The organism is Wolbachia endosymbiont of Drosophila seguyi (genome assembly GCF_028981765.1).
Lineage (GTDB): Bacteria > Pseudomonadota > Alphaproteobacteria > Rickettsiales > Anaplasmataceae > Wolbachia > Wolbachia pipientis.
In genome coordinates this window covers 1-2420 of sequence record NZ_JAPQLM010000094.1, presented here as the reverse complement: position 1 = coordinate 2420, position 2420 = coordinate 1, and the positions used below count along the sequence as shown (strand labels likewise).

Below are 2420 nucleotides of genomic sequence, written 5' to 3'. Positions count from 1 at the left end.
TATAAGATGTTTTACTACCTCTATATGACCATGCTTAGCAGCATCATGTAAAGGACTTCTTCCATATTGGTCCACTACATTAACATCTGCCTCTTTTTTTATAAGATGTTTTACTACCTCTATATAACCATTATTAGCAGCATTATGTAAAGGAATTCTTCCAACTTTACTTTGCACATTAACATCTGCCCCTTTTTTTATAAGATGTTTTACTACCTCTATATGACCATTATTAGCAGCATCATGTAAAGGAGTTCTTCCAACTTCACTTTGCACATTAACATTAGTGCTTCTTCCCAATAGATTTTCTAATACCTGTGTATGTCCATACTTAGCTGCATAATGTAGAGGAGTTTCCCCATACCTATTTTTCAGATCGATATCTGCTTCTTTTTTTGACAAAATTTCTACTATTCGTATGTGTCCATGTTTAGCAGCAACATGTAAAGGAGCTTCTTTGCAATATCCATTTTTTATACCGGTTTTCGCTCCATTGTCTAATAGATTTTCTACTATTTGTATGTGCTCATGTTCAGCAGCAACATATAAAAGAGTCCTTTCATATTCTATAAAGAACCCTGTTAATTTTGTATCTTTAGCTATCATACGCAACATGATACCTGGTAAAAACAGGTGATCTATATCAAACTTGTTATCTTTCCACCCGTTGTATACGCGTGGGTCCTTTTCCTGCAGCTTATCCTTAATTTTATCAATTATATTATCTTTATTGAAGCCTTGATCATTAATTTCTTGTAATATTTCCTTTAGCATTTCTTCAAATTCTGATCCCGCTATTTCCTACCAAGCTATAAAACTTTATTAAGGCATATGAAGTGGATTATGTCAATGAAGAACTAAGAAACTGGTTCTTCTTTTTTTCTATAGCTTTAGGTTTACCTACAATTTGAAAAACAACAAATTCGTCATTCCGCTACTCGTTAGCGCCGCGGCGGTATGATGTAGGGAAACCTTTCTTGGGTTAGCTATAAAGTTAAAATTCGACCAGGGCAGCCGCAATAAGGTAGCAAACGCCATCATGTCTTTAGGAGAGTTTGCTAATGAAGGCTCTTAAGTTGACGCCATTGCCTGAACGGATACGCCAATTTTTATGTTCATTTGTAACCGTCTATTATTTTACACCCCAGTCTTTTTCAAATATTGCTAGCCCTTGGTCAGTAAGTGGGTGATTAATTAATTGTCTAAGTACTTTTGCTGGCACAGTAATTGAATCAGCACCAAGCCTTGCAGCTTCTATTACATGCGCTGGGCTTCTTACTGATGCAACAAGAACTTTAGTATCAAAACCGTAATTAGAATATATAGTACATATATCTTCTATTAGCGATAAGCCATCATAGCTTATATCATCAAGGCGACCAACAAAGGGGGAAATAAAACAAGCACCGACCTTAGCGGCAAGCAGTGCTTGTCCAGGAGAAAAACATAATGTGATGTTAACAGGTATTTTATGCTCTGTCCATAACTTTTTACAAGAAATTAATCCTTCATGTGTAAGAGGTAATTTGATCACAACATTATCAGCAATTTTTGCTAAATTCAGACCTTCTGTGATCATCTCTTCATGGCTATCTGCAACAACTTCAACACTAACAGGCCCTTTTATAATAGAGCATATTTCACGCACTAAATCCTCGTATTTATCTTTACGCCCGGACTTTGCTATTAAAGAAGGATTAGTTGTTATGCCGTCAATGAACTCCTTTAGTCCTTTAATTTCATTTAAATCAACGCTATCAAGAAAAATTTCCATATTAATCTCCTATAAAAAAAATACCCTTACAAAATCTTGTCATCCTACCGCTTGACTTACAACCTTATGAACTTTCTGCGTTGTAAACATCAAACAGCCGATAACACAACTGTACAAATATTGAGACATAAGAGTAATTTGTACCAAGAAAAAAGATGTCATCCCAGTGCCCAGACCCCTTAGACAATGTACCATCTTTTGATTTTGTCCATTCTGGGCGGGGTTTTCAAGTTCTTTGATCTTAAATACTACATCTACTTTATCAAGATCAATGTTGACTTCTTTTACTAATGTTCTAATAAGACTACGTTTGGCTTGCCAATCTAGGTCCGATTTAACACTAGAATAAAAGCCCTTTATGCTATTTGTAATAAGATTCATTTTCTGCCGTATTCCCTTTTACCTTTTTCTTCTCTCCTTCAATCTCTTTTAAACGTTACTTCATTTTTTTTATTGCCTGCTTAAAGTCTTCCTTACTTATAGTTAGTGCATACTTTGTTGCCGTAAAAACTTCTGGTACCCAAACAATTGTAATAAGTATACACAATCTTTGTCAACTATTTTCGGCACTGGTATATTGACCTTACCCAGAAAAAGTGGAGAGAAAGAAAGGAGTTTTTTCGGGTAAAATAAAATTTTGGAGGAT

General features: G+C 35.1%; 3 protein-coding genes. All 3 read right to left on the bottom strand.

Features of this window, described 5'->3' with window-relative positions:
• The coding region (locus tag OZD62_RS02060; RefSeq protein ID WP_275019330.1) for an ankyrin repeat domain-containing protein at window positions 1-774 on the bottom strand (774 nt) is incomplete at its 3' end.
• Between the two features lie 358 nt (window positions 775-1132).
• Window positions 1133-1774, bottom strand: coding sequence for a fructose-6-phosphate aldolase (gene fsa / locus OZD62_RS02055; RefSeq protein WP_007552982.1), 642 nt, complete (start codon window positions 1772-1774; stop codon window positions 1133-1135).
• 39 nt (window positions 1775-1813) lie between these two features.
• Window positions 1814-2155, bottom strand: a complete 342-nt coding sequence (locus OZD62_RS02050) for a hypothetical protein (RefSeq protein ID WP_010082297.1) — start codon at window positions 2153-2155, stop codon at window positions 1814-1816.
• Window positions 2156-2420 lie beyond the last annotated feature (265 nt).

Coding starts and splice junctions, on each gene's coding strand:
- fsa (WP_007552982.1), bottom strand. CDS start 1,774: ATGGAAATTTTTCTTGATAGCGTTGATTTAAATGAAATTAAAGGACTA.
- OZD62_RS02050 (WP_010082297.1), bottom strand. CDS start 2,155: ATGAATCTTATTACAAATAGCATAAAGGGCTTTTATTCTAGTGTTAAA.